The organism is Neglectibacter sp. CSJ-5 (assembly GCF_032490475.1).
In the GTDB taxonomy this organism is placed as follows: domain Bacteria; phylum Bacillota; class Clostridia; order Oscillospirales; family Acutalibacteraceae; genus Hominenteromicrobium; species Hominenteromicrobium mulieris.
The window spans coordinates 107501-134067 of the sequence record NZ_JAVYJC010000007.1; the positions used below are offsets into that span (position 1 = coordinate 107501).

Sequence of the window (26567 nt, forward strand, 5' to 3'; positions counted from 1 at the left end):
TTGACAGCTTTGCTGTCCGCCTGCGCACAGGCGGACAGTCCCAAAACCAGCAGCAGAACCGATAAACATATCATTATGGTTCGGTTCATTTAGCAACTCCTTATGTTTGCTTGATTTCTTTGATCGTTGTCTTTGAGTTTTCTTTTTTTATAGAAATACAAGCTTACGTAAATAACAATTAAAACTACTAATCCCACAATCTGATAGGGCGCAATAAATACCGTAAATACTCCCGGATATAATGTATCCGACATATAAATTTCACAGGTAAAGTACAGATACATATACCACGAAGCATATAGCAAAGTGCCTACTCCAGTGTGTACAATTTTAACTACATAATGCCCTTTTCTATAAATAAGATAGCTTAAAATTGCTGGAACTGCTCCTGCATAAATTACAGTCCGAAAATACACCGTGCTTTGAGCAACAGATTTAATTTGAGAATTAAACGGTAATGACAAAGCACCAGTAAACATCGTATCTATGAAATTCACACCGACAAGTAATTGTTCTACTAAGAATACAATCACAAATCCAAGATATTTACATATTTCGCGCTTTCTCATCTCGTTCCTCCGTAAATCCATTGTGGAATGTCATACGCTATTCTGTATACGATTGAAGCCACCGTATAGGGAATTAAACGCACCCGATCATCTTCATTCAAATCTACAGTTCCTGTTCTTTCCTTTAAATTGCGCCATTCTATATTATAGCGATCCGCTGCATTATATAGCAAATTATAGGCTACCCATTCCGAAATTCCCCCGGAGTCACCCCATGTATTTTCTTGAACACCTTCACAAAGTAGCTCTGGGAGGAATATCCCAGATATTCCGCAATCTCTACCGCGGATTTCTTCGTGACCGCCAGCAGCCGCTTGGCCTCATCCATCTTAACGGCGGTGACAAAGGCGTTGACCGTCATACCGGTCTCCCGGACAAAGCGCTCACACAGGTGGGTACGGTTCATGCCCAGGGCTTTCGCCAGAACCGCGGTAGTGATGGGCTCGCTGAGGTTGGTCAAGATGTACTCCCTGGCGCGTCGGATGAACACGGAGCCGCTCGTGCCGCAGCGAACATCCTCCACGCGGCGGGCAAACTCCAGCACCATACGGGCATTCAGCCTGGTCAGAGCCTCAAAGTTGTCCAGAAGCTCGGCCTTCTGTATGAAATCGTCACTGAGGGAAAAGGCCGTTTCCGCGTCCAGCCCGCCCCTGATAGCGGCCCGGGAAACCAAAGTCGCCGTGCAGATGATCAGGTTCTTCTCCTGCCGCAGGGCGCTGTCGGCCATGCTTCCGGCCCGGCCCTCCGCCGGGCGCTGAAACAGCTTTTCGATCTCATCCGCCCGGCCATGCTCCACGTTGGACAGCAGCCGCTCCTCCAGCTCCAGGGTGTTGTGCATGAAATGCTCCGGCGCGGGCATATCCGGGGCATAAAAGGCCGGGAGTTTCGGCGGGTTCTCCTCGTCCAGCAGGAAGCTGGACACGCTTACCTTCTCCCCGTTAATGAAATATTGGATGGTGCATAGGATCTGCAAAAAGTTCCGCAGAGGGTAGGCGGGCATAACCGAAAAGTAGTCCAGCACCTCCTGGGTGCGGCTCACCGGCTCGCCCATGCGGGCCAGAATTTTCCGGGCAAGTTTCCTGCTTACCGGGGACGGGGACACCGGACCGATGACCAGAGCAATATCCTCCCCTCTTATGCGGAACAGCCCGTAGTACAGGAAGTTCGGATCCATATAATAGCCCACGTCGCCGGCGATTTTGAAGATATTTTCCTCCTCGGTTATGGCGAAGTCCGGCTTGAATCGGGTGTGGTGCAGGCTCAGAAAGCGGCCGTCTCGGTAGATACGCACCGGCACCCCGGCCAGAGCGGCAAGAGACTCCGCAAGATAGTTGTAGTCCATAACTGCCTCCTGAAAAATCTGTTACAATTTTACCTTAAAACCGACAAAATTACAAGACAATTTCCGGCGTTTCCTGTATGATAAATGACAGAAGGAGGCGCTTGATATGGAATCCGCCAAAGAAAAATGGGGCTGGCTGCCTAAAAGCAAAATCACAGGCGATGCCGTGAGCCCAAAGGAGAAATGGCTGGGCTACCTGGTGGGGCCGGCGGGGGCGCTGCTGCTCAACGCGGTGCTGGGTTCCTACCTGAACGTGTACTACACCGATGTGCTGAACCTTACCGGCGTATGGGGCGGATCGTTCCTGGCCCTGTTCCCCATCATCAGCAAGGCTATCGACGCGGTGACGAACCTCATTATGGGGCAGATCATCGACCGTACCCGCACCAAAGGCGGCAAGGCCCGGCCCTGGCTGTTACTGTCCGCGCCGCTGGTAGCCGTGACCGGCGTACTGCTGTTCACGGTGCCCCGGGCGGGGACCACAGTCCAGGTGGTGTGGGTCATGCTGTCCTATAATCTGTTCTATTCCTTTGCTTTCACCATCTACAGCATGAGCCACGGCCTGATGGTGCCCCTGTCCACCCGGAACCTGGAGCAGAGAGGGAGCCTTTCCGTATTCAACAATGTGGCCTCGGTGATGATCTCCGGCATTATCGTAGCGCTGGTATTCCCCATGGTGGTGCTCCCGGCGCTGGGGGTAGACCAGGCCAGGTGGATCGCCGTGATGAGCGTGATCTCCCTGCTGGCGCTGCCGCTGATCCTGGTGGAATATTTCTTCACCCGGGAACGCATATCCGAGGAGGCCGCCAACCGGGCAGAGCAGAAGGTGCCGGTGCGGTCGCAGCTGAAGGCCGTGCTCACCGACCGGAACTGGGTGGTGATCGTGCTCTACTTTTTCGTCTATACCTTCGGCAGCAACATCAAGAACATCTCGCTGATCTACTACTGCAACTATGTGCTGGGCAGTTATAACGACGGCGTCACCCAGACCATGGTGTCTGTCATTGGAGGCATCCCCATGGGTATCGGCATTTTCGCCGTGTGGCCCCTGGCCAAGCGCTTTGGAAAGCGGAACACCACCTTGGCGGGTTTTGTGCTGTACATCCTGGGAGGGATCATCTGCATCCTGTCCCCGCAGAACATGGCCGTGGTCCTGGTGGGACAGTTCATTAAGAACATAGGCGGCCTGCCCTGCGCCTATGTGTTCGCGGCGCTGATGGCCGACGTGCTGGACCACATGGAGTGGAAGTGCGGCCACCGGGTGGACGGTTTCTCGGCCTCCATCCAGTCGGTGATCCTCACCCTGTGCTTTGGGCTTTCCAGCGGGGTATTCAATCTGCTGCTGTCAGCAAGCGGCTATGTTGCCCCGGTGCTCGCAGGTGGAGAGACCATAGCGGCCACGCAAAACGCCGCAACCCAGAACGTCATTACCGGTTGCTTTTTTGGTGTAGAGATTGTTACAGGCATCATCGTAATCGGGCTGCTCCTGTTCCTCAATGTGGAAAAAATCATTGCAAAGGAACAGGCGGAAATCAAGGCGCGGAATAAAAAATAAAGGAGAGGGAACCATGGAAAAGCTTACACTAAAAGGTACACGTTTTATAAACGAGAGCGGTAAGGAGGTCATCCTCCACGGCCTGAATGTTTTGCAAAGGCAAAGGGAGAACAACCACTTCTATCCGGGATTTGAGAAAGTTTTCGGCTACTTCAGGCGTTCCGGCTTCAACCTGCTGCGCTTCGGCATCTTCTGGGACGGCGCGGAGCCGGAGCCGGGGCAGGTGGATATGGAGTATCTCCGGAAAGTGAAGGATATTGTGAACCTAGCGGAGGAAAATGGCATCTACATTCTGCTTGACATGCACCAGGACCTGTTTGCCCAGAAGTTCATCGACGGCGCGCCTGACTGGGCATGCCTGGACGAGGGCCTGCCCCACCCGGAGCACTGTAAGCTCTGGTACGAGGCCTACCTGCAAAGCGACGCTATCATCCGGGCGGCGGACAATTTCTGGGCAAACAAACCGGCTTCGGACGGCGTGGGCCTGCTGGACCACTATGCCGCTATGTGGGGGAAAATCGCGGAGGCCCTGGATGGCTGCGGAAACATCATCGGCTTTGAGCCCATGAACGAGCCTTTTATGGGCAGCCTCGCCCGGGAATCCTTCGGCGCGGCCACCATGAAAATGATGGAGAAGTACCCGGCCTTTGACATGAACCACCCGGAAACCATCCCGCCCGAGCAGGCCGGGGAGTTTATGGCGCTGGTGTCGGAGCGCTTTCTGGAATTTGACCGCACCGTGCTGATGGATTTCTACCGCCGCATGAAGAAGGCCATCCGTCCCCACAGCGGGAAGGCCATCGTCACCGGGGGGAACATCTATTGCAGTACCGACGTGCCCACCGGCATCGGGCGCCTGACAAACGGCCCGCAGATCTACGCCCCCCACGGCTATGACTCGGTGGTGGATTCCGACCGCTACGAGGCATTCAGTAAGGAAAACGTGGAGCGGCTCTACGCCGGCAAGCGCCAGACCCAGGAGCGGCTTGGCCTGCCGACCATCGCGGCGGAATGGGGCGCGTTCCCATCCAGAGAGTTCACCAACGACCTCATCGACCATATGAACAGTATTATTGAGCGCAACCTGTGGGGCAGCGCCTACTGCGAGTACCACCCCGGCATGGAGGAGGACCCCAACTTCTCTGCCCTGTGCCGGGCCTATCCCATGGAGACCGCCGGAACGCTCCGGAAGTACCATTACGACAGACGGGCCAGAGAATACGCCATGGACTTCGACAGCGATGGCGGCGAGAGCAGACTCTACCTGCCTTTTGAGCCCAGGGAATTTGTCTGCCCGCAGGAGCTGTCCACCAGCCTGGAGCCGCTGGGCGACGGCAGGTATATTTGCCGGATCCAGGCACCCGCCGGTCCGGTGAGCCTGGCCATCCGCTGAGGTATAGGGTATGAAAGCCATCAGACTGAAAACCGAATTTCTCTTTGAGCCGGTGGGCATTGACATCGACCGTCCCAGGCTCTTTTGGAACTGCCAGGGCGGTGCCCGCCAAATCGCCTATGAAATAGCGGCCACAGCGGAGGATGGCCGCACCCTGTGGGAGAGCGGCCGTGTGGAAAGCCCATCCATGCGGGCGCACTGGGGAGGAAAGCCGGTCCCTCCCCGCACCCGGGTTACGTGGAGCGTGCGCCTATGGGATGAAAACAACGTTCCGGGCGAGTGGAGCAGCGCCACCTTTGAGACAGGCCTGCCGAAGGGGGAGCCCTGGCGGGCCCGGTGGATCGCGGGGGACTATGATGTGGATAAGCGCCGCCGTTACCCGGTGGACTGCTTTTGCAAGCGCTTTCCCGTTTCCGGCGCGGGAAGGGCGAGGCTCTATATCACCGCCTGTGGGCTGTACGAGGCACGGCTGAACGGCAGCCGGGTGGGGGATTTTGTGCTGGCCCCCGGCCACACCGATTACCGCAAAAGAATGCAGTACCAGACCTACGACGTGACCGCCCTGCTGAAGGAGGGGGAGAACCGCCTGGAGGTCCAGCTGGCAGACGGCTGGTACCGGGGCAGCTGCGGGGCCTGGGGGCTGCTTAATCAGTACGGCACCCAGACCAAGCTGCTGGCTCAGCTGGAGTATGCGGATGAAAGCGGTAATATCCATACCATTTGTAGCGACGGCTCCTGGGCCTGGAGCAATGACGGCCCTATCCGCTTTGCCGACAACAAGGACGGTGAAGTTGTAGACGGGAGGATGTTACCAAGCTACAGCGGAAAGGTTCGGGAAACGTCTTGTCCGGTGGTGCCCTCCGCGTCCAACAATGTGCCGGTTACGGAGCATGAACGGTTCCGGCCGCAGGTCATCCATACCCCCGGCGGCAAAACCGTGCTGGACTTCGGGCAGAATATCGCGGGCTATGTTGAGTTTTCATTAAAGGCTAAGGCTGGCCAGCGGGTAAAGCTGCAATTTGGGGAGATGCTGGACAAGGACGGAGAGTTCACCCAAAGGAACATCCAGTGCGTCAACAAAAAGCGCACCACCCCCTTGCAGCAGGTGGAGTATATCTGCCGGGAGGGGCGCAACGATTACAAAACGGCCTTCGCTATCTTTGGTTTCCGGTATGTGCTGGCAGAGGGTGACTTCCCCATGGAGCAGGCGAAATTCACCGCCATAGCCGTGTACTCCAATATGGAGCGTACCGGGTGGTTCGAGAGCTCCGACCCACTGCTGAACCGCCTGTTCGACTGCACCCTATGGAGCGCCCGGAACAACCACGCCGATCTGCCCACCGACTGCCCCACCCGGGAGCGTCACGGCTGGACAGGGGACGCGCAGATATTCTGTACCACCGCCTGCTACCTGTTCGACTACGCGGCCATGGCCAGGAAATACCAGCGCGACCTCACCGACGCACAGCACAAGAACGGCTGTTTTCCGCAAATCGTGCCGGGCGGCGGGGTTGACGGCTATATGCGCCCCATGGACGGATCCGCCGGGTGGTCGGACGCGGGGGTGTTCATTCCCTTTGACATCGCCCGGATGTACGGTGACCGGAGCATCCTTGAGGAAAATTATGGGGCCATGTGCCGCTACGCCCGGTACAAAGCCGGCACCCTGGGTAAGCGCTACCTGACAGCCTTGCCCACCGGGCTCAGCCGGAAAGACCGTAAGAAAATCTGCAATTACGGCCAGTCCTACGGAGAGTGGGCGGAGCCTGCCGATGTGCACCCATTCCGCACAGCAGACTTTGTAAGCCCCCACCCGGAGGAATCCACCGCTTATATCGTCCTTCTGATGGAGCGCATGGCAGAGATTGCCCGGGAGCTGGACCGATCCCAGGACGCTGAGGAGTTCTCCCGCTGTGCCGGGGCTGCCCGGGAAGGCTACCAAGCGTTGGTACGCACGCAGAAGCACAGCCTGGACACAGACCGCCAAGCCAAACTGGTACGGCCGCTCTTTATGAAGCTTTTGGATGAGGAGCAGACCGGTTATGCCCGTAAGCGTCTGCTGCAGGCGCTGGAAAATTATGGCTGGCGGCTGGGGACTGGGTTCTTATCAACCCCGCTCATTCTCTATGTTCTGGCAGACATGGACATTGAGTACGCCTACCGGCTGCTGGAAAATCAGGAGCTGCCCGGGTGGCTCTGTATGCCCAAGCTGGGCGCTACCACCATCTGGGAAAACTGGGAGGGCACTGAAAGCGACGCTCCGGCCTCGCTGAACCATTACTCCAAGGGCGCGGTGATCCAGTGGGTGTTCGACACCATGTGCGGTATCCGGCTAGGCGGTGAAAATGAGTTTATCATCGCGCCTCGCCCCGGCGGGCATTTCACCAGCGCAAAAGCGGAGTACGCCAGCGTGTATGGAAAGGTCTCCTGCGGGTGGAAGCGCAGCAGTGAAGGCCTGGAATTTGAGGTCGCCATACCGGCCAACTGCCGGGCTCTTGTACGGCTGCCGGACGGAAGCGAGCAGGAACAGGCAGCGGGAGAGCGACAGTATTTTATCGCTCAGTAAAAAGGCGTGAGCCCAAATCATATTGACAAAAAGCACGCAAGGTCAAACCCTCGCGTGCTTTTACGGTATTTTCGGGAAACAGGACAATTTGCGTTGAACCCAAATAAATTTTGCTCCTCAAGCCATGTCCAGCTTTCCATTCTTCAAAACCAAGTCAATCATTCGGGGATCAAGCCGCATCCTTTCCAAGCTCTTGGCATCTGCATAGCAACCCTCCGGCGTGACCTCCATGCCCAGCAGCGTGCGCCCGATAACCGCTGCTGCCAGGGACGCGCCCAGCACAGAGCTGTGTTCTCCATCGGCAAAATAGAGTTCTTCATCCGGGTGGGCCGCCGCGGTCTGCCACCAGATACGTCCCACAGGACAGATCGTCGCGTCGATCTTTTCTGCCAAAGCTTCATAAGCCGCGCTCATGGCCGCTTGCCCAGCCGGGTTGCTTTTCTCGCTCCAGGTCATGTACAGATAAATTTTCGTACCCTCCGGCGTGATCGCTGCCATTTGTTCCCCCGCCTCCAACAGGGATTCCTTGCCCGGAAAGGGGTGGGCGTTGTGCTGCAAGATTACGGCGTCATAGCCGCCCCACAGAAGGTTGAAGTAAGTCTGGGACTGCCGCAGGTGCCAATCCAGGCCCATACCGGGATGTGTGAGCATGACAGGCTCTATGGGCTGGCCGTAACTTTTACAGAATTCCGCTGTCCTGGCCGGAACATAGTGGACAAAGGTATGGCTGTTGCCGATAAAAAGAACTTTCATGGGATAACTCCTTTTCCTTCTGTTTTTACTTTTATGATAGCATATGTACGGCCCAAGTCAAGAGATTTTTCCCAGGACTACAAATCGTGCGTTGTAGAACTCGTAGCTGCAGGTGGAAAGAGTGATGATGCGGTCGCACTCAGCCGGGTTAATGGCACTGCTGAACAGGGAGCGTTCCTGTGCTGCTGTGAGCCATTGGGTGAACTCTTCACCAGAAATGAAACTGGTATTCCAGGCATCGTTCTCAACGCTGACCACATATCCGGCAAAGACCTCCGCCGCACGCTTTGCGGCATCTTCATCCGTATAGGGTTCCGTTTCTTTTTTGCTGCAAACCGCATCCACAAGCGCCTTGTATTGTTCTTCCGCGCCGCCTAAATACGCAGCGGCACCGGCGGTTACGGCATATCGGTTCACTTCAAAATCAATCATTTCCGGCGCGGGCGGTTCCGTGCTTTCCGGCAGTACATTTTGTTCCGTACTGTCCGCAGCACTCGGCACCGTACTTTGCTCTGCGGCGGCTTTGCTGACCGCCTGCGTGCAGGCGGTCAGTCCCAAAACCAGCAGAACCGCTAAACATATCATTATGGTTCGGTTCATTTAGCAACTCCTTTTCCCCATGCATTACCACACATATTCTACTGTAATTCACACGATAGAATATGTTCGCACTTTTGATATTACGCAAACATCTTTGAATTTTATTGAAAAGATTACTCTACCATATCCACTTTTACAATAATTTTCGTGAGTTTGTCATAATAGATCGTATACTCTTGTGCTTCTTTAAACTCTTCCGGGAATATTTTTCTTTTTGAGTAAATATCCAAGTAAAAAATAGGTTTTTTCCCCTCACCATTCCAAAAACAATACCCATATGTAACAGGTAAAGGCGGAGCAACGCTCGAATCTCGATAGCTAGATTCAAACGCTCCCGTGTAGGAAGCTACATTGGGGAATACAATTCTTGAAAGATAATATAAAGTCAGCACAATCACCCCGATAACAGCAATGATTTCTGTTTTCATACCCTGAATTCTGACTTTCTTTTTCCATGGACAGTGAAACAACCAACTGACAATAGGCAGCAATAGAATTATCCCGCAAACACCCCAAATACGGAACCATATTCCAGAGTAATTATACATTTTTCCTCCAGTGATTTTTTAACGCTGACAAGGTAGCCTGGACAATACCAACACTTATACTTGCCGCTTTTCTGGCAACTTTATTGAATCTAATCGAACGACGCATACTATTATAAATCTGCACTTGAGTTCGGGTTGGCCTTGATTGACGCACCTCATGTGCATAGCTTGAATAATTTTGTGGTGACTTTGAAGTAATAAAGTCTGTTATGCTATTTGAAGCCTTTTCAAATACTGTATCAGCAATCGTTCCTGTACCTATATTAACTATAGATTCGACCCAATCCACCTCTTGACCTTTTAGTTTCTTCTCGATTGCTTTTATCCCCTCTGTAACCGCATTACGGATAAAAGCTCCGGCAAATCCTGTTCCTGGAATAAGTGCAGTAACTCCAGCCGCAATATATTCCCCCGGAGAAGATGTTGGCCAAAAAATTTCAACGCCAGATTTTCCTTCAAGTACATTTCCAACAACATCACCAACATACTGAGTAATTACGCCAACGAACATACTGGCAAACCAAGCGTTTCCTTTATCATCTTCCCGTACAACAGGATTATTACCACAATACGCATATAAATTTAAAGCATTAATATCACTATTCGCACCTAAAATTTCGTCTGCATTCAAGAATCTACGTGTCGTGGTGTCATAATACCTCGACTGCAAGTAATACAGCCCGGTTTCCGCATCGAAGTAATACCCTCGGTAGCGGATGGGGTTGATGTTGGCTATGTGGAGCGGGTCGGCTATGGCTTTGCCGCTTGCATCGGTAACGGAGAGCGTATTGCCCCATGTGTCGTAAATATATCTTGCGACAAGGCTGCCCTTCGTATCGAAAATCTGATCCACGTCGCCCGAAAGCGTGCAGCGAACAATGTAGTTCGTTGTAACGCCTGCCGCGTTTTTATACTGGATGCCGCTCAGCACACCGAGTGCATCGTAAGTATACCGCAAAATCACGCCGTTCGAGCGTTTTTCGCCCAACAGCTGCCCGTTCACATTATTTTCATTCATTTAATGGGAACAATTCTATTATCCCACTATCTACTAATTTTTGCAACGGACCAGAAGCAGGGCTTTTCTTCCTTTGAGAGCGCTAATAACCTGATCTCCATGTTTGTGTTCTTCTTTAACTTTGTTCGTCCTCATTCCGCTTTGAACGGGCTTACACCCGCGCAAGTCGCCGGTCTCAGTTTACCCACCCGCAAAAAACGAGATTTTTCTCTCGTCGCTTGACATTTTCCTGTGTTTTGCCCCTCGCTCTTTCATTTTTATTTTACGGTGCCATATTAATTTACAGAACAAATAAATATGTTAATCTATTTGTTCAGCATTTCAATTAATTCATATTTCAGACTTCGGTTCACCAAAATCACAGATAACCCCGTCGTCAGCAAAATCATCGCCGCCGGGATGACGACTTCCAAAACGCCCGTGTCCGCTGCGTCTTCCGTCTCCACCGCATTTTCATCGCGCGCCCAAAGGCTGTATTCCGTGCTGAATGTGTGCTCGCTCTGCCCGGCTAAATCGAACGTCTGCACTTTGTCAAACAGCACTGAACTGCAAACTGTGACCAAAATCACCGCCACGGCGCTCAAGAGCACCACGCCCGAGGCAAGCGACACGCGGCACTGATTTTTACTCATACCTAAACTCCGCTCAATTGCCGTGCGCTTCTTCTGTTTTACGATGAAGAAATAGAGCAGCAACACCAAAATCGCCAGTGTCGAAAGCAGTCCCGCCGCGAACAGAATGATCGCCGCCGTGCGCAGATTTTCCAGCCCGCCGACGACTTCGCTGTACCCGTTGTCGTCAAAGGTCAGCTGCAAATGCGTGCGCACGCTTTCCGGCACATTTTGCTCATACGCTGTCCTATATTCGTCGATCGTGCCGTTCGGGATTTGAAACGAAGTGGTATACCGGTTCATTGCACCGAACGCGCCTATATTCTCCGCATCGGACGCTGCCACCGAGGCCGTCGGCACAATAAACATGTTCCGCGCGATCTCCCCCGTGCCGTTTTTGCTACCCGCAAGGCGAAACGTATCATATAGCCCGACGATCTCATACGCCTGCTCGAAGAAGACCGAATACGGCTCGGCCGCCGCGTTTAACAGCCCGGGGCTTCGGCCGCCGCGCCACTGCACCTGAAATCCGAATTCCCACTGCGGGCTCTCTGCCTTGTTCGCAAGGTACAGCGAGAGCGGCACGCGGTCGCCGACTGCAAGCCCTGCGTTTCGCGCAAACTCCGCGCTGACCATGCACACAGCCGCGCCGTCTGCGAACTCCGCGTCTGTAATCTCTCGCCCTGCCGATAAAAACACCGTGTTTTCGTGAAACGACGGCAGCAGATCTAGGCTTTCCGCTGCGAGCACGGGGTAGCTTTGCCACCGCGTGTACAGCGCCTGCGCCCAGTTTCGGACGATCTCCCACGTCTCGGAATCATAAAACTCCGGCGTGACCTCCATAATCGTCGGCAGCGTTACGCCGTCGTTCAGCCAGTTCCCCTCGGCATCCACCTGCGGCGTACCGGTGATGCTCTGCGGCACGAAAAACATGTCACCCGCGCGAAACGCTTGCAAGCTTTCCGCGCTTAACGTGACATACGCGAAATAACGTTTTCCCGCTTCCAAATTCACTGTGTTTTCGGAAAGCATGTCGCAAAGCTCCATCTCGTCGCCGCTGTATGTGCCGTACAGCACGCGGCTCACCTGCACGGTTTGGCGGCGATCGGCCCTCCCGCTTTCAAGCGGTGTGAACTCGATGACGCACCTGCTGCCGTTAAACGGCGGTGTGTCCTGCCGCTCCGGCGCGGTGTATTCTTCCGGCAGAAGCGCCGCGTAATACGTGCGCTTTTCGGGCCCGTGCACGTATGCGGCACCCGGAAAATCGAGCACGCTTTCATCATACATCGTGCCGTATACCGGCTCTGTTTCCTCCGCGCCAAGCCACAGGCTGTCTAACGTTTTGGTTTTCACCGGCGCTTCATAGTCCGGCAGCTGCTCCACCGTGCCGAGCGTTGTGAATTGCTTTTCCACAGCATCTATTTGCGCCTGTGTCTGTGCCCACAAATTTGCCCCCAACACCAAGAGCGCCGTGGCGGCGGCCATCAAAAGGAAGAACAGCGCGGTCTTCATCGGCGTGCGGAGAAGGTGTTTTAAGCTGTTTTTCATGTTATTCCACCCGTGCGCTCAAAAGCTCTATCGGCTCCTGCTTTAGGTTTCGGTTCACCAAAATCACGGATAATCCCGCCGTCAATACTGTCATCGCTGCAGGAATGACGACTTCCAAAACGCCTGTGTTCTCTGCGTCTTCTGTCTCCACCGCATTTTCGTCGCGCGCCCAAAGGCTGTATTCCGTGCTGAATGTGTGCTCGTTCTGCCCGGTTAAATCGAGCGTCTGCACTTTGTCAAACAGCACTGAACTGCAAACTGTGCCCAAAATCACCGCCACGGCGCTCAAAAGCACCACGCCCGAGGCAAGCGACACGCGGCACTGATTTTTGCTCATGCCTAAACTCCGCTCAATTGCCGTGCGCTTCTTTTGCTTTACGATAAAGAAATAGAGCAGCAGCACCAAAATCGCCAGTGCCGAAAGCAGTCCCGCCGCGAACAGAATGATCGCCACGTACCGCATATTGAGTAACCCGCCGATGATCTGGCTGTACCCGTTGTCGTCAAACGTGATCTCCAAATTCTCCCGAACCTCCGCCGGAACATTTCGGTTATACGCCGCCATGTAGTCGTCGATTGTGCCGTTTGGGATTTGGAAGGAGGTCGTCGCGCGCTGCATCGGTCCGCTGTCTACGATATTGCCGGCAAAATCTGCCTTGACCGAATTTGCGGGAACGAGGAACAAATTCAGCGCCATTTCGATGGAGCCCGCCGGTTTTCCGTATGTGTCCACACTGTAATACGTGCCGATGATCTCATACTTTGCCGTCCAAAACGGCGTGTATGCCCGGTTCTGTGCGTTTAAAAGCGAAAATGTGCGCAGGCCACTACCGTCGCCGAACGTCCTATGCGGCGAGTCTTTTTCGTTCACGCCGTAAAGCGGTAGCTCCACTTTATCGCCGATGGAAAGCCCGTTTTTCCGCGCGAATTCTTCGGAAACAAGACATACCGCCGCACCGTTTTCGAGGTCTTCCGCGGAAAACATCCGCCCCTCCCGCACATACACCGTGCGGTCGTGAAAGCTCGGCAGCAGCGCTGTATCTGTAACCGGCAAAACGGGCGCGGTCGTGTCCCACATGGAAAGCGCCTTTGAAAGCTCCAGCCAATATTGCCCGCGCTCGGTCTCGTAAAAGCCTGCCGTCACTTCGTCAAATGTCCGTGTCTGCATATCGCTTTCAAGCAAATTTCCGCCTGCGTCGCACTGTGTGGAGCGCTCCGCCGCGATCAGTGCGTATTCAATGGAGCTTTTCGCGTTTTCGTGGTGATTGACGATCACATTTGTATACGCCACATATGTTTTCCCTGCCTCCAGTGGCGCGGGATTTTCCGTCCAGTGGTCGCAAACGTAAATTTCGTATTCGTTGTTCTGATTTTCCGCTTCCGGATACAAAAATCGCTGCACATACACTTTTATGGGGTGATCCGGCACCGCCGTTTCGGCAGGCGTGAATTCGACCACCGGGTAAAACAGCGCCGTGCCGCCGTCGCGCACCGCAAGCCCCTGCAAATCCGCAAGGTAATACGGGCGTTTTTCAGGCGCTTTCAAATAATTCGCGCCGTCAAAATCCAGAACATCGGCAGAGATCACCGAATCATACACGGGTTCGGCTTCGCTATAATACGCCCCATCGGCGGCATTCCACCCCGTGCGCATCTGCGTGCGGTTCGGCTTTTGCTCTACCGTGCCAAGCGTTGTGAATTGCTTTTCCACAGCATCTATTTGCGCCTGTGTCTGTGCCCACAAATTCGCCCCCAGCACCAAAAGCGCCGTGGCGGCGCTCATCAGGAGGAAGAATAGCACAGCTTTTACAGGCGTGCGAAGCAGCTGTTTGAGACTCTTTAACATTCTACTGCCAGCCTTCCGTCCTGCATTTTGTAGACGACATCCGCCTGCGCCGCGATGCCCGGGTCGTGCGTGACGACAATAACGCAGTAATTTTCATCCTGCACGAGTCTTTTGAGCAGATCAATGACGATCTTGCCGTTCTCCGTATCGAGGTTGCCCGTCGGTTCGTCCGCGAGGATGACTTTTGCGTCGGATGCCAGCGCCCGCGCGATGGCGACGCGCTGCTGCTGACCGCCGGAGAGCATCGCAGGCAGCTTTCTCGGGTCAACATCGCCGAGGCCGACCGAATTTAAAAGCTCTTTGGCTTTGATTTTTGCCTCTTTCGTCGGCTTTTTTGAAATTTGCATCGGGTACATGACGTTTTCGAGTATGTTTAATGTTGGGAACAGGTTGAAAGATTGGTAGATCACTGTCACATTCTCACGCCGGTGCCGTTCGCTTCCGATCTCTTTCAGCGTTTTTCCGTTCGCAATGATCTCGCCCTCGCTCGGCGTGCCGAGACCCGCCAGCATGGAAAGCAGTGTCGTTTTGCCGCTGCCAGACTGCCCGACGATGGCATAAAATTTTCCCGCCTCAAACGTGCAGGAAACGTTTTTCAACGCCTGCACCTTCTGGTATTTGCTCTGGTAGGTATAGCTCACATTTTCCGCCGCTAAAACAGCCATATTCACGCCGCCTTTCGTTAATCGATTTTCGTCAGGAGCTCCAGCGCGTCAAACCGCAGGAGCAAAATGAGCGCCAGCAAAACGCCCACGCACGAGGACGCAAGGTACAGCCCGCAGATCGTCAGAATCTGCCCGAGCGCAAGCCCCGCCGTGCAAAGCAATATGGGCACCGCCACCGCGCAGCCGCACACATTTGCGATGAGCATACCGAAAAAGCACGCGCATCCGCTTAAAATCTTCGGCCGCCCAAGCGAAAGCGAGATCGCCATGTCCCGCCGCGTGCTGCGCAGCAAAAGAAACGTCACCAGCGTGACAAGCACAATGACGAGCGCGAAAAACGGCGCTAAAAACCACCGCAGCACCTTCAAATTCTGCTCCAACTTCTCTGCCGTCTCAATAAAAAGCTGGTCGTCCACCACAAGCGTGTCGCCGTGGCGCTCATCAAGCGCGTTCGGGTCGGGCTTTGCAAAGCCTGCGCCGCGCATGGCATCTTTAAAATCGTTCAGTTTCATCGGGTCGCGCAGCGCACAACGGAACGAGCTGTAATAAAACCGCAGGTTATTTTCCTTAACGACCGTTTGCAGCCACGGCACAGAGACGATCATGCTGCACGGCACCGAGCTGCCCGAGGCGCTGTCCGCGTACACGCCGATAATCTTCACGCCCTGCATGCCGAGGTGCTCGTACCGCAGCGAAAAGCCGTCGTCGTTGTAGCGCGTCACGTAAAACGGCATCGAGAGCGTGTCGCCCGAATTCAACCCGTACTGCGCCGCGTAGCTTTGGCTCACCACACACAGCGGCTCTGCGCGCTCCAAAAACGAGAGGTCATACCCGTTTTCAAACGCGATGTTCTCCTCCGTCACGCCGACGAGCGCCGAAAGCCCGCTCACCGCCGTCACGGACGTGTCCGCGCCCTGCACGTCCTCCGCGCGGTACTGCTCCTGAAAATTCGCGCACGCCGAGGCCGTGTACACCGCGTCTTTGATGTCCGCCTTCATGAGGTTCGCAAAGTGATTTTCGTCGATCTCGAACCCCACGGTGCGCGCACCGCTGCGGCTGACCACCTGCGCCGTCACCGGGATGACCTTCGCCAGATTTTTCTCCGCGCTCTCCGCCGTCTGGATGCTGCCGAGGTAAAACGACATGCAGCACACCAGCAGCGCCGCAATACAAACAGAAAGCGCTGTCCGCCCGCGGCTGCGCAAAACAATGTAGTTCATTTCTTTCAAAATCACCATATATATTTCTCCATATCATAAACTAAAGGAAAAGTTGAAAACCATTCCGAATTTTTCTGATATCGTAATCCCATCACAAAACGCGTTACCTTTAAAGTCAAACGACACTCTGGCCAAACCTTAAATTTCAAAATTTTTCATATGGTTAACTTGCTGTTAAAATATCATATTAACGGAAACAAGTCAATATATTTATCCCAAAATGACAAAAAAACGCTTATTTAGGTTGATTTATTGGCGAACTTGATTTTTTAAAAGCAAAAAAAGACAAGCGTTTTTAACGCTGGTCTTTCTTTGCTTAAACTTCAATATCAGGCGTGATCCCCGAATAGATCAGCTCCTTAAAAACTAATGATAATATAGTTATTGTTTCTCTTTCTTAACCGATTTATTTCTTACCAATCTTTCTATCAAAATAAATATAACGCCTAAAAATATACCGAACCCAACAATTACAAGAGTCATCGCTTGCATTCTCCCCGCATATTGAAGTAGCTCTGTTGATTCCCTACTCGATTTTGCCAGTATGTTCAATGCGGAAAAAATCTCTCCAAACTCCCGCATATAATAGGCGGCGTCCGTAATGCGGTATTGCGGCAGGAGAGAAGACGGCAGAGCGATGTGCAGCAGGATAAGCGGCACGGCGAGCAGGGCGAGAACACCTAAAACACCGTGGAAAATGAGCTTTGCACGGTTCTTTTTCGCTCTGCGCGAGAGGATAAAGGAGTAGATCCACAAAATCAGCACGAAAAGCGAGAGGGCAAGCAATGCGGCCAAAAGCGGCAGCTGCGAAAGAAAGCTTTTAACGTCTGAAAGACTGTAAAAGCTGCCGGCGTTTTCATTTGCGAGTTCCGTCACGGGTAAAATTGTGCTTTTCGCGCGGTCTGCCATAAACGGCTGCGGGGTGTCCGTCACGTTAAACAGCAATGCGTTTTCGGCTTCTGCGGTCGGTGTGAGGGCGCCTGAAAGCTGCGGGATGCCCTCCGGGAATATGGCAAGCCATGTGTCGTCCCGGTTCTCCAAATCGGATTTGATTGAAATTTCGTCGCCGCTGCGCAGGGGCTTTGAAGCGTAACGGACATAGCTGCCGAAATACTTCAAATCAAGCTGATTTTCGCCCACGGAATAATTATTGATTTCTTCTTCATAAATGCGCGTGCCGGTCTCCCAGCCGGTGCCTTCTCTCGGGCGGTAGAGGTGCATACCCGTATCGTCGAAGAAAAGGGAATCAAGCGCGATGTGCGGGGAAGGTTCGCTTTCATCTGCCTGCGTGAGCACCACTTCCGGGATCATGAGCTGCTCAATGCGCACGGAAAGCATCGTGCAGAAAACGAGGCCCCATAAGATCAAAACAAAAATGCAGAGAACGCGGCGTTTCATATCACTTCACCTCCGCTAAAACGATGCCTTCAACAAGCTCGCGGTTGAAGAAGGTGAAGAGGAACAGCGCGGGCAGCACGACCAGAATGCAGCAGACGAGCTGCACGGAGGTCTCGCTCGGCGGTGTATAGGCGAGCGCCACCGAGATGGGGTACTGCTCGGCTTCTTTCAAAAACGCGATGGGCTGCTCCACCATGTTCCATGCGTCGAGGAAGGAGAGCAGCAAAACGCACACAAGGCCGCTTTTGTTCATCGGCGAGACGACGTAAAACAACATGCGCAGCACGCCGCAGCCGTCCAGCATGGCGGCATCCAGAACGGTGTCCGGCACCGATTTAAAGCTTTGCGTTAAAATAAACGTGCCGAGCGGCACGATAATAGACGGTAAGATCAGCGCTGCGTAGGTGTTCAGCAGGTTCATGTAGCCCAGCATGATGAAATCGGGCACGAGTGTGACCTGCACAGGCAGCGTCATGAGGATCATTAAGAGGAAGAAAAGGAAGTTGCGGCCCGGGAACTTATACTTTGCAAACCCGAACCCGGCAAAAACGGAGATCAAAAGCTGCCCCGCGGCGATGCACACGGCCATGCCGATGCTTTTCCAAAAGCGGAAAAGGTATTTTGGGGAAGCCAGAAAAACGTCATAATAATGCTGGAACGTAACGCCGCCAGGCGACAGAAAACTGCGCATGAACACGTACAAAAACGGCGCAGCGGATAACACCACGACCAAAGCGGCAAACAGCCCGGAGAAAAACCGTTTCACTCGCGGAACGCCTCCTTTCGGCTGACAAACGCATAGAATAAGCCAAAGAATACGATAATGACGATCAACAATAAGACCGAAGCCACGGAGAGCTTCTGGTAATTGAGGTTGCTGAAGCAGTTGTTGATGAAATGCTGGAGCATGTAAAGCTCATCCACGGGGTGCTCGCCGCCGATAAGAAAGATCTCGCGGAAGCACTTAAATGCGTTGATGACGGAGAAAATCAGGGCGAAAAACACGGAATACCACATTTGCGGCGTGGTGATGTAGCGGAACTTCTGAAACGCCGAAGCGCCCATCGAGATCGGCGGATTCGTACTGCTCCGCGGGGACGGTGACGAGCCCTGCGAGCAGCAGAATAACGCTGTACCCCGTGTTTTTCCAGAGGTACATGAGGATCATGACCCAGAAGGCGTATTTGCCGTTCAGCCACTCGACGATGGGCAGGTTTAACGCGGCAAACAAGCCGTTTACAGCGCCCTTTTCGCCGAAAAGCAGATCGATGAGCAAGACTGTACCGGCGACGGGCATGATATACGGAAACAAAAAGACAGATTTAAGGAGCTTGTGTTTACCTGCCTGCTTTTGCATGAGGAGTGCCAAAAGATAGGAAAGCAGCATGATGAGCGGCAGCCCGACGGCTAAAAACTTCATCGTGTTGAAAAACGCCAGACGGAAAAGGTCGTTTTGGAACATCTTCGTATAATGCTCCATACCGACGAACATGCCGGCGGCGCCGTATCCCTGCGTAAACGAATAGCGCAGCACAATGCCGAACGGGATGAGCGTAAACACAAGGCAGCCGATCATCACCGGGGCGATCAGGATATATCCGTGAAAAGCTTTTCTCATAAGGCACCGCCTTTTATTTTATTCCTGTACCCACTGCTCCATGGTCTTGTACCATTCGGCAATGATGGGCGCGAGGTCGGCATTGGGGTCTTGGTAGCGGGCATCGCTGCACGCATAGTAGCAATTTACAAGCGCTTCCTCCAAACCGCCCTGAAAGCGAACGCGGGTGATCTGGCTGCGCGCGGCGCTGAAGTTTTCGTAGTTTTCGGCGCTCATGTGCCAATCGGTCATGCCGTGCCACGTTACGGGGCTGGTATCCTGCATGGCATCGGCATAAACGGGGATGCCTACGGAATCATTGTATACGAGCCACTCGGAATAGAGCGCGGAGGACAGCTGGGTCTCTTTGCGCAGCAAAAGGTCGGCGAGGAAGAACGCTTCGTCCGCGTGCTTTGTGCTGCGGTTGATAGCGACATACGACGTGACCGCTGCGGTCATACCGCCGTCGTCCGAATAGAGCGGCACCATGGTGATGGGGCCTTGGTCGCGCACCTTGACATGCGGATCGGCAAAGTCGCTGCCTGTAAGGCCGCCGCATGCAAACCAGTGGTAATAAGGCGGGACATTTTCAAATTCGCCGTTCTTATTGCGCACATCCAACTCTATAACGTCGGTGATGCGCTGCAAAAGCTCGTCTTCCGTAAAGAGCAGCTTTTCACTGCTGTAATCGGCAAGGTCGCCCAGTATGTAGGGGAGCAGCGGGCCGCCGCACTGGTTTTCAAAGTTTTCCTGCTCTTCCACCGTAGGAGTCCAGTTCGCAGCAGCAGTGAGCACGTTCGTTTTGTCGCTCAGCATGTCCTGCCATGTGGTTTCCGCTGTGGTGGTGAGCGTTACGTCCGATTCGCGGAACATGGTCAGCGGGAAGGTGTAGGTCATCGGCAGCAGCATTTGACCCTGTTCGGTGCGGCCGGCCGCCATGACGGTCTCGTTCAGCTTATTCCACTCCATGAACTGCGCGTTTTGGATGTAGTCATCGAGCGGCAGAAAAAGCCCGGCTTCCATCGCTTTTTCGGGCACACGGAACAGCGCTTCGACGTCTGCTGCCATGTAATCGATGCCGCCGTTGCAGGCGATGATGAACATATCCGGGCCGCCGCCGGACATGATCTCGGTGCGGACGCGGTCGAGCGCCGTTTCACGCTCTGTGCCCTCGCGGGGGAGGTATTCAAACGATACGTTTTCCGGCCCGCCGAGGCTTTTTACGGTGTTCATCAGGTTATAAAACGCATTTTCCGGGGTCTTGCCCTCTGTGTAGCCGGCGCGGTACTCTAAGTCCACGCAGACGCGCAGGGCGTCTTTATCCACTGCGCCGGACGAAGACGAGCCGGAGGTTTTGCCGTCCGAATCATCACTTTCCGTAATGCCGGCAGGCGGGGGCGGCGCGCTGCAGGATGCGAGGGAGAGTGCGCAGAGCAGCGCTGCCAAAAGTACAGATAGCTTACGTTTCATATCGGACACCTCTTTCACGTTATGGGGATATGAGATGCGGGGAATGAAGATTTTTTCCTCATGTTTTGCCGTTTGATTGTAATTATATTTACTATACTTTTCTAATCTTATAAACGAGTAAACGAGTTTTGCATAAATTTTGTAAAACGCATTATTCAGAGAGTCTGGTTTGCAGCGCTTCCATCACGCTGTGCGCAGCGGCAGCGCAATCCGGGTTTTCTTCCCACGTCAGGGTCGTGGCGGTATCGTAAATGGTGTAGTCCATCACGGAGTAGAACCGCACAGCGTTGACGCGGCTTTGCACGCTTTCAAGCAGCTCGGGCTGCAGATAGGCGTTTTTGTGCGTCAAGAAACTGTTTAGGTTGCCGAGCATCAAAAGCGTACCGCGCGCATCGTTCACGGTTTCCGTGTCGATTTGCGCTTCGTCGCTGAACAGCAGCTCGAAGAAGCGGAACACCTCATCGGCCTTTGGGCTGTTGTGATTGATGGCTGCGTAGGAGGTAATAAACGCGGTCACGCCGCCTTCGGTGTTCGGAATGGCAAGGGCGTTCACGGTGTCTTTATTCTGTGCGTAATACGCCATGCCTTCATCGGTCTGCGCATAGGATCCGCTTTGGATCAGTGCGGTCTCCTCGTCAAAGCTTTCCGACGCAGGCATGGCAAGAAGATTTTCAAACTGCGCGGTGAGGTTTTCCTCGGTGAGAATTGTTTTTTCGGTGGCGTAATCTGCAATACGGGGAATTCCGGCGCCGCACCAAGTGTAGAGATTGTTGCGCACAACTTTCAGAACGGCTGTGTCATCACAGTTTACAAGCTCGTCCCATGTTTTGGGGGTGAAATCGGGGTCGGCAAGCTGTGCTTTATCGAGGAGAAAAACGCTTGCGTAGTACGTGATAGGCAGCACGACCTGTCCTTCGTCGGTTTTTCCGGTATCGAAAACAGGGGCAAAGTGGTCTTCGGAGCGGAGGTATTCGCTTTCTTTTATATAATCGTCAAGCGGCAGAAAAGCGCCGGCCTGCATGGTACGCTGCACATCCGGAAACAACGTGGCCGGGTGACCTTCACCATTGAAAGTCATGTTTGAGGTCGGGGAAGAAAGCAGATAGCCGTCCGGCCCGCCACCTGCCATGATCTCCACGCGCAGGGAGGAGATCTGCGTTTCGCGCTCCTGCGTATCCTCGGAGAGGACGAAAAACTCAACGTTCAAATCGCCGTAGATCTCTTTTGCAAGCCTCGTTATGCCGTTTTCGTGCGTAAATTCCTGCTCATCCGTCACGATCACCGCTTTTTAGCTCGATTTGCTTGCGATGCTGCCCGTTGAAGCCGAAGCGGAAGGCGCCGCGCCGCCGCAGCCGCAGACCGCCTGCGTGAGCAGCACGGCAGACAAAAGAATGGCAAATTTGCGTTTCATAGATTTTCCTCCTCTAAATTCGTGACGTATTGTAAACTAAAATGAAAATTGAGAACCACTCAGACCTTCTGGTATAATGGTTTCACCACAAAACACATATCTCCCAAAAAGAAAGAGGGTTCTCATGATGAAATCATATCACATTCAGTGTCCAAAATGCAACAACGATCATTCATTTTATCGTTACGGCAAAGATCCCGATGGGTATCAGAAGTATCTCTGCAAGAGGGGCGGCTTTTAGCTTCATATTATCATTCTTCTTTAATTTTGTACGTATTTTTGCGCGAATTGATTATTTTGTTGATTTAATCTATAATTAACAAATTCAAATCAAGCTTTTTTGTAGGCCAAGCATTTTTAATGCTTTTAGAGAAAAATAAAAAGCAAAAAACAACGCTATGATGATTCATAAAAATCGCCATAGCGTTGTTTTACTCTTATTAAACTTGAACTTTATAACACCTTTAATTAGCACATTTCTCAAAACAGTACATAAAATTCTGCGATTCAAACAAAAACGCAGAATTTCAAATTATGTTATTCTATACTGATTTGGGGTGTTTTAATTTGGTTAACCCCCGAATAACCTGCAGCACATACTTCTGTTCTTCTAAATCCAGTTTTTGAGTTTCCTTTAATACCTGCGACAAAATATAGTCTTGCGTCACAGGCGTATCTAAATTAATATAGAAGTCATCGATTCTCATACCGAAAATTTCTGCAAGCCTTTCCTGATGTTTCATATTCGGATGCAGAGACCCAGATTCCCATCTGGCAATCGATGAAACGGAAGTATCACAAAGTTCGGCAAGCTTCTCTTGCGTCATGCCTTGTAAAAGTCTTAATTCTTTGATTCTACCACCAATAGAATTGCCCATAGAACCACCTCTACAAAATTTTAGCAAGAAACCTTATTTTGCACCATTGCGTAAAACGCAAAAGAGGTTTACTTATTTGACAGGTTCCGATATAATGAGAAAAAGATAATTGGAGGTTATTCTATTTATAACCCTAAAAATGCACGCAGCTTAAATGATCTGTATGTATTGGTAATTGTGGAAAACTCAATCAGATGGTATGATATAAACAGACGATGTAATTACTCATTTTCAAAGCCCACAATAACAGAGGAGGTTTATACTCATGTTGAAAATAGCTTTATGTGACGACGACGCTGTGTTTCTCAAAGAACTCACAGGAAAAATACAAGAGTTGTTACGTTTTGAAGAGAAAAATGCAGCCATTGCATCTTTCGTAAATCCAACAGCACTCACCGCTTCCGTTGCCAGCGGAGATCGCTTTGATATTTTCATTTTAGATGTTGAAATGCCTCAGATAGATGGATTCAAAGTTGCGGCTGATCTTCGAAAGTATCAGCCCAATGTCGCATTAATCTTTTTAACCTCTCATTTACAATATGCGCCGGAAGGCTATAAGGTAGACGCACTTCGATTTATTTCAAAATTAAATGTAGACGAAACTCTGCCTGAGGCTTTACAGAAAGCTCTTCACACATTAGAGCAACAAGATCAGCATTCCCTACTTGTTCAGCACTATAAAAATTTCAGCAGAGTACTTTACCAGAATATTATCTATGTTCGAAAAGCTGTCCGCAGTGTGCAAATCATTACGTCAAATCAAGGTGTGATCAAAGATAATCGAGGTATAAAAGAACTATTTGACATCCTCAATGACCCGCGATTCATTTTCGTAGATCGAAGTTATTTTGTAAATTTGGATTATGCTAAAGAATTGTGCGGTAACTCTATTATCATGTTAAACGGAGAGGCACTGCCGGTCAGCCGGCCCATGATGCCGAAAGTAAAAGAAGCTATTTTGTCTTTGTGGGGAGATGGACTAGTAAAATGACATATCAAATTGTAGATTGGCTTATTACATATATAGAATGTTTTGTAATGTTAGCTGTTGTCACCGAATCCGGTAGACGGAAATTTGAAGAGAAAAAACAGGCTTATCTGCTTTTATCTTTCTCCCTGCTCAACGCAATTCTTGTGGCCGTATGCAATCGGATTTCTGCTTTTTCTTTTATTACGCCTGTGTTGTCTATTTTATATTTAACAGTAATTTCACGCATCCTTTCACGCGGAAATTTTCTGCTGCGTATCTCCATAAGCATTACGACCACGTTTGTTATACTCTCTATTGACTATATTCTTATGGTTGTATTCTGCTGGATTTATGGAGGAGACCAATTTTCAACAGCGTTTAACGTATTTATGACGCCAGGACCTCTACGTTGTTTATATCTTATTCTGGATAAAATAACCGACATTGCTTTATACATGGCTGCGCGGAAATACCTTTCTAAATTATCAGAGCTAAAATCTCGCTGGCTTATCACTTTACTTTTCTCTGGTTCTCTCGTATATCTTATAACTCAAATTCTTTTTAGAGCAATTTTATCAGAAGACTATATCCAGCTTTACCGAGCGTCTATCTTATCCTTTTTAATTTTAATATTATTCTTTGCCACGCTTTTCCTATTACTGCTGAACACCTCCGCAAGAGAGCACGAAAATGTGCAAAAACAGCTTTTACTACGCACAAATCAGTTAATGGAGCAGAACTATCAAATGCTGCATGAGGATATGAAAGAAAACGCTAAAAGATTGCACGATTTTCATCATCATCTCAAAGCAATTCTCGGATTGGCTGAAACTGCTCAGAACGGTGAAATACAGAAATATGTCGGAGATTTGTTATCGATTTCGTACAAAGAGGTTCATTTGTGCCGCTGTGGAAACGATGTAATTGATGCCATTTTGAATTGCTCTGCCGCAGAAGCTAAAAAGCAGCAAATCTATTTTCAATACGAAGTTAACTTCACTGCACATATTCCCGTTGCTCCCGTAGATTTGTGCGCCATACTCGGAAATCAAATTGAAAATGCACTGGAGGCCAACCGTCGGATTGCTGATATTTCTGCACGCTATGTAAAAATCATGCTTACACAAAAGAAAGGATTCCTCATTTTCCGTGTGGAGAACGCCTCTGCCGAAAATCCCTTTTCAGAAAGCGGAGCTCTAAAAACAAGGAAAGAAGACGGAAACCTTCATGGTCTCGGAATCAAAAATATTCAGGACACTGTAAATAAATATAACGGCTGGCTAAAAAACTCTTATGACAACCACACCTTCATTTCAGAAGTTCTTTTGTGCGTTTCAACAGTTTAAGACATAAAATCTTACAATTCGCGCAAAAACTATGATTTATATCTATATAAAATAGTATACTACACCTTGTAAGAAGGTGAATAAATGTTACATAGCTGCGCTGAATACTTAACCCACACTTTATACCGTCATTGCCCGCTTTCTGAAGAAAAGCGTCCGGTTTTTGTATACGGTTTCGAACTAAGCTTATCAACTCTATCGTCTATACTTTCCATTATTTTACTTTCTATTATATTTGAGAATGTATATTCTTCTTTGTTGTTTTTATATATCTTTTTCTTCCTGCGCCTTTTTTCCGGTGGATACCACGCTCCCACCTATTCAAGATGCTTCATACTGACAAATGCTATTTTCGCATTTGTATACCTTCTGAGCGAAGTTATTCAGTGGTACAAGCCTCTGCTTATTCCTTTTGCTATTTTATCTTGTATCTCCATTTTTCTTCTCTCTCCTATTCGAAGCACTAAACATCCATTATCGGAGCGGCTCTATGCGCAAAATAAAAAAACAGCTCGAATTATCGTTTCGATTGATTTTTTGCTGTTTTTAATTTTGTACATCACCGGTATGCCCACTCGTTACTTAGCTACCTGGGCACTGTCGTTATCGGCAGTTGCCATTATGATGGTAATCACCTTATTTGAAAAGAATAGCACAAGGAGGGAAAGTGTATGAACGCATGGACAGTTTTGGCAAAGATTGTTGAACTGTTTGCATCGCTCGGTGCCGGCGCAGCTTCCAATGGCTGCAGCTATGAGCCCGAAGTTCCGAGCATGCTTCAGAAGTAATCGAAGCCCAACACAAACCTCAAAAACCTGTTCTTTATGTCACATGAAGAACAGGTTTTTGATTAGAAAGAATTGAAAGTGGTGACCTATTATGACAAAGGATGAAGTATATGAATATTATTTACATTGGCGAAAAGGCAGCCGCACTCTATCCGTTGAAGAACTTTTCTCCGCTTATACAATCGATCAAAATATTTTCGAGAGTTCATCTAAAGTCATAAATCGTCTTTTTTATTTGGTGCCGGATTTCTTTAATTCAAACTTGCGAATTTTTATTTTTTACGAAGAAAACACCTTTCTTAAAGATTCAAAACAAAACTTAAAGCTAATTCAAAGCAATTTAAAAATTCAATATAATAAAACAGAATATTTAGCTGTTTAGTGTTCTGCATCATCTATAGTTCTTATATTTTTACTGGGGTTACGATCTTCGGAGTATTTCACCACTTTCCTGCTCCCCGCGCCCCGCCTCCGA

General features: G+C 51.0%; 26 protein-coding genes and 3 pseudogenes. 11 read left to right on the plus strand and 18 right to left on the minus strand.

All coding sequences use genetic code 11. The features are described from left to right. Positions 1 to 89: 89 nt before the first annotated feature. Both R2K26_RS13210 and R2K26_RS13215 read right to left on the minus strand, forming a co-directional pair. On the minus strand, positions 90 to 569 hold the full coding sequence (locus tag R2K26_RS13210; protein WP_316522378.1) for a hypothetical protein: 480 nt from the start codon (positions 567 to 569) through the stop codon (positions 90 to 92). Between the two features lie 181 nt (positions 570 to 750). Beyond that, entirely contained in the window at positions 751 to 1911 is a 1161-nt protein-coding gene (locus R2K26_RS13215) for an AraC family transcriptional regulator (protein ID WP_316522381.1), read from the minus strand. Between the two features lie 106 nt (positions 1912 to 2017). On the opposite strand from R2K26_RS13215, the gene R2K26_RS13220 reads away from it, so the two are divergent. The 4 genes and pseudogenes from R2K26_RS13220 to R2K26_RS13230 all read left to right on the plus strand — a co-directional run bounded on the left by R2K26_RS13220 (position 2018) and on the right by R2K26_RS13230 (position 7425). Continuing rightward, positions 2018 to 3466 carry an MFS transporter gene (locus R2K26_RS13220; RefSeq protein WP_316522385.1) on the plus strand — a complete coding sequence of 483 codons (1449 nt, stop codon included), beginning with the start codon at positions 2018 to 2020 and terminating at the stop codon, positions 3464 to 3466. A gap of 13 nt (positions 3467 to 3479) precedes the next feature. Beyond that, on the plus strand, positions 3480 to 4859 hold the full coding sequence (locus R2K26_RS13225; protein WP_316522389.1) for a cellulase family glycosylhydrolase: 1380 nt from the start codon (positions 3480 to 3482) through the stop codon (positions 4857 to 4859). Positions 4860 to 5046: 187 nt separating this feature from the next. Continuing rightward, a pseudogene (locus R2K26_RS15505) lies at positions 5047 to 5661 on the plus strand (alpha-L-rhamnosidase N-terminal domain-containing protein); the annotation flags it as partial. A 3-nt stretch (positions 5662 to 5664) separates the two neighbouring features. Next, entirely contained in the window at positions 5665 to 7425 is a 1761-nt protein-coding gene (locus R2K26_RS13230; protein ID WP_316522392.1) for a family 78 glycoside hydrolase catalytic domain, read from the plus strand. A 117-nt stretch (positions 7426 to 7542) separates the two neighbouring features. On the opposite strand, the gene R2K26_RS13235 is transcribed toward R2K26_RS13230, so the two are convergent. The 4 genes from R2K26_RS13235 to R2K26_RS13250 form a co-directional block, all read right to left on the minus strand. After that, positions 7543 to 8178, minus strand: coding sequence for a hypothetical protein (locus tag R2K26_RS13235; RefSeq protein ID WP_316522395.1), 636 nt, complete (start codon positions 8176 to 8178; stop codon positions 7543 to 7545). Between the two features lie 57 nt (positions 8179 to 8235). Then, complete coding sequence (locus R2K26_RS13240; protein WP_316522399.1) at positions 8236 to 8778, minus strand: class B sortase; 543 nt, start codon at positions 8776 to 8778, stop codon at positions 8236 to 8238. A gap of 113 nt (positions 8779 to 8891) precedes the next feature. Then, complete coding sequence (locus R2K26_RS13245) at positions 8892 to 9206, minus strand: hypothetical protein (protein WP_316522402.1); 315 nt, start codon at positions 9204 to 9206, stop codon at positions 8892 to 8894. Positions 9207 to 9318: 112 nt separating this feature from the next. Continuing rightward, complete coding sequence (locus tag R2K26_RS13250; protein WP_316522405.1) at positions 9319 to 10344, minus strand: RHS repeat-associated core domain-containing protein; 1026 nt, start codon at positions 10342 to 10344, stop codon at positions 9319 to 9321. Positions 10345 to 10398: 54 nt separating this feature from the next. On the opposite strand from R2K26_RS13250, the pseudogene R2K26_RS13255 reads away from it, so the two are divergent. After that, positions 10399 to 10566 (plus strand): annotated as a pseudogene (locus R2K26_RS13255) (IS6 family transposase); the annotation flags it as partial. A gap of 83 nt (positions 10567 to 10649) precedes the next feature. Here the strand turns inward: R2K26_RS13255 and R2K26_RS13260 are convergent. The 11 genes from R2K26_RS13260 to R2K26_RS13310 form a co-directional block, all read right to left on the minus strand. Further along, positions 10650 to 12503 (minus strand): hypothetical protein, encoded by a 1854-nt coding sequence (locus R2K26_RS13260; RefSeq protein WP_316522407.1) that lies wholly within the window; start codon positions 12501 to 12503, stop codon positions 10650 to 10652. 1 nt (position 12504) lies between these two features. Next, positions 12505 to 13671, minus strand: coding sequence for an ABC transporter permease (locus tag R2K26_RS15510; protein ID WP_396897256.1), 1167 nt, complete (start codon positions 13669 to 13671; stop codon positions 12505 to 12507). A gap of 671 nt (positions 13672 to 14342) precedes the next feature. Further along, the gene (locus tag R2K26_RS13270) at positions 14343 to 15014 is read right to left on the minus strand and encodes an ABC transporter ATP-binding protein (protein ID WP_316522415.1); all 672 of its coding nucleotides are present in this window, start codon (positions 15012 to 15014) and stop codon (positions 14343 to 14345) included. Between the two features lie 17 nt (positions 15015 to 15031). After that, entirely contained in the window at positions 15032 to 16252 is a 1221-nt protein-coding gene (locus R2K26_RS13275; RefSeq protein WP_316522418.1) for a hypothetical protein, read from the minus strand. 363 nt (positions 16253 to 16615) lie between these two features. Beyond that, positions 16616 to 17632, minus strand: a complete 1017-nt coding sequence (locus R2K26_RS13280) for a hypothetical protein (protein ID WP_316522422.1) — start codon at positions 17630 to 17632, stop codon at positions 16616 to 16618. Position 17633: 1 nt separating this feature from the next. After that, positions 17634 to 18398 (minus strand): carbohydrate ABC transporter permease, encoded by a 765-nt coding sequence (locus R2K26_RS13285; RefSeq protein WP_316522424.1) that lies wholly within the window; start codon positions 18396 to 18398, stop codon positions 17634 to 17636. Beyond that, complete coding sequence (locus R2K26_RS13290) at positions 18395 to 18697, minus strand: ABC transporter permease subunit (protein ID WP_396897255.1); 303 nt, start codon at positions 18695 to 18697, stop codon at positions 18395 to 18397. The genes R2K26_RS13285 and R2K26_RS13290 overlap by 4 nt, the downstream gene beginning before the upstream one ends. Continuing rightward, positions 18597 to 19250, minus strand: a complete 654-nt coding sequence (locus R2K26_RS13295) for a sugar ABC transporter permease (RefSeq protein ID WP_316522430.1) — start codon at positions 19248 to 19250, stop codon at positions 18597 to 18599. The genes R2K26_RS13290 and R2K26_RS13295 overlap by 101 nt, the downstream gene beginning before the upstream one ends. An 18-nt stretch (positions 19251 to 19268) precedes the next feature. Then, positions 19269 to 20699 (minus strand): hypothetical protein, encoded by a 1431-nt coding sequence (locus tag R2K26_RS13300; protein WP_316522433.1) that lies wholly within the window; start codon positions 20697 to 20699, stop codon positions 19269 to 19271. Between the two features lie 151 nt (positions 20700 to 20850). Beyond that, the gene (locus R2K26_RS13305) at positions 20851 to 21975 is read right to left on the minus strand and encodes an extracellular solute-binding protein (RefSeq protein WP_316522440.1); all 1125 of its coding nucleotides are present in this window, start codon (positions 21973 to 21975) and stop codon (positions 20851 to 20853) included. Positions 21976 to 21987: 12 nt separating this feature from the next. Then, positions 21988 to 22110, minus strand: coding sequence for a hypothetical protein (locus R2K26_RS13310; protein WP_316522444.1), 123 nt, complete (start codon positions 22108 to 22110; stop codon positions 21988 to 21990). 124 nt (positions 22111 to 22234) lie between these two features. Between R2K26_RS13310 and R2K26_RS13315 the strand changes: the two are divergent. Further along, positions 22235 to 22339, plus strand: a pseudogene (locus tag R2K26_RS13315) (IS1 family transposase); the annotation flags it as partial. A gap of 313 nt (positions 22340 to 22652) precedes the next feature. Here the strand turns inward: R2K26_RS13315 and R2K26_RS13320 are convergent. Then, complete coding sequence (locus R2K26_RS13320) at positions 22653 to 22988, minus strand: helix-turn-helix transcriptional regulator (RefSeq protein ID WP_316522449.1); 336 nt, start codon at positions 22986 to 22988, stop codon at positions 22653 to 22655. 265 nt (positions 22989 to 23253) lie between these two features. Here R2K26_RS13320 and R2K26_RS13325 point away from each other — a divergent pair, with 265 nt between their 5' ends. The 5 genes from R2K26_RS13325 to R2K26_RS13345 all read left to right on the plus strand — a co-directional run bounded on the left by R2K26_RS13325 (position 23254) and on the right by R2K26_RS13345 (position 26474). Continuing rightward, positions 23254 to 23979: a LytTR family DNA-binding domain-containing protein gene (locus R2K26_RS13325; RefSeq protein WP_316522452.1), complete on the plus strand. Its 726-nt coding sequence runs from the start codon at positions 23254 to 23256 to the stop codon at positions 23977 to 23979. Further along, complete coding sequence (locus tag R2K26_RS13330) at positions 23976 to 25304, plus strand: GHKL domain-containing protein (RefSeq protein WP_316522456.1); 1329 nt, start codon at positions 23976 to 23978, stop codon at positions 25302 to 25304. The genes R2K26_RS13325 and R2K26_RS13330 overlap by 4 nt, the downstream gene beginning before the upstream one ends. Before the next feature lie 84 nt (positions 25305 to 25388). Continuing rightward, on the plus strand, positions 25389 to 25979 hold the full coding sequence (locus R2K26_RS13335) for an accessory gene regulator B family protein (protein WP_316522460.1): 591 nt from the start codon (positions 25389 to 25391) through the stop codon (positions 25977 to 25979). Further along, a complete protein-coding gene (locus R2K26_RS13340; protein WP_308448839.1) occupies positions 25976 to 26092 on the plus strand; it encodes a cyclic lactone autoinducer peptide in 117 nt (38 codons plus the stop codon). The genes R2K26_RS13335 and R2K26_RS13340 overlap by 4 nt, the downstream gene beginning before the upstream one ends. Positions 26093 to 26183: 91 nt before the next feature. After that, entirely contained in the window at positions 26184 to 26474 is a 291-nt protein-coding gene (locus R2K26_RS13345; RefSeq protein WP_316522464.1) for a hypothetical protein, read from the plus strand. Positions 26475 to 26567 lie beyond the last annotated feature (93 nt).